This window comes from Vibrio sp. HENC-03 (genome assembly GCF_000305755.2).
Lineage (GTDB): Bacteria > Pseudomonadota > Gammaproteobacteria > Enterobacterales > Vibrionaceae > Vibrio > Vibrio owensii.
On the sequence record NZ_JH976066.1, the window covers coordinates 1 to 565 of the forward strand.

Sequence of the window (565 nt, forward strand, 5' to 3'; positions counted from 1 at the left end):
AACAATCTTAAAGATTGTTTTGTCAGCTTTCCAAATTGTTAAAGAGCTAATCACTTCTTATGAAGTAACCATTTTTAAAAACTCTCAAGAGAGAATGTTTAAAGATGGTGGGCGATACCGGGCTCGAACCAGTGACCCCCTGCTTGTAAGGCAGGTGCTCTCCCAACTGAGCTAATCGCCCACATAAGTTTTTCGTCTTGTGGTAGACGTCAAGAATGGTGGAGCTATGCGGGATCGAACCGCAGACCTCCTGCGTGCAAGGCAGGCGCTCTCCCAGCTGAGCTATAGCCCCATCTTGAGAGTCATTCTTAAAGAATGGTGGGTCGTGCAGGATTCGAACCTGCGACCAATTGATTAAAAGTCAACTGCTCTACCAACTGAGCTAACGACCCAATGGTATCCCGTAGGGGAGTCGAACCCCTGTTACCGCCGTGAAAGGGCGGTGTCCTAGGCCTCTAGACGAACGGGACACTGGATTGAAGATATTGGGATATCTTCATCTCTTTTACTTATAAACCGTATCAATCTGTGTGGACACTCATCGTGAGTAATCATCGTTTAAGGA

At 46.7% G+C, this 565-nt stretch carries 4 tRNA genes; all 4 read right to left on the reverse strand.

Annotated elements, in window-relative coordinates:
* Window positions 1-105: 105 nt before the first annotated feature.
* Window positions 106-181, reverse strand: a tRNA-Val gene (locus tag VCHENC03_RS18645).
* Window positions 182-216: 35 nt separating this feature from the next.
* Window positions 217-292 (reverse strand) — tRNA-Ala (locus VCHENC03_RS18640).
* 24 nt (window positions 293-316) lie between these two features.
* A tRNA-Lys gene (locus VCHENC03_RS18635) sits at window positions 317-392 on the reverse strand.
* Between the two features lie 2 nt (window positions 393-394).
* A tRNA-Glu gene (locus tag VCHENC03_RS18630) sits at window positions 395-470 on the reverse strand.
* Window positions 471-565 lie beyond the last annotated feature (95 nt).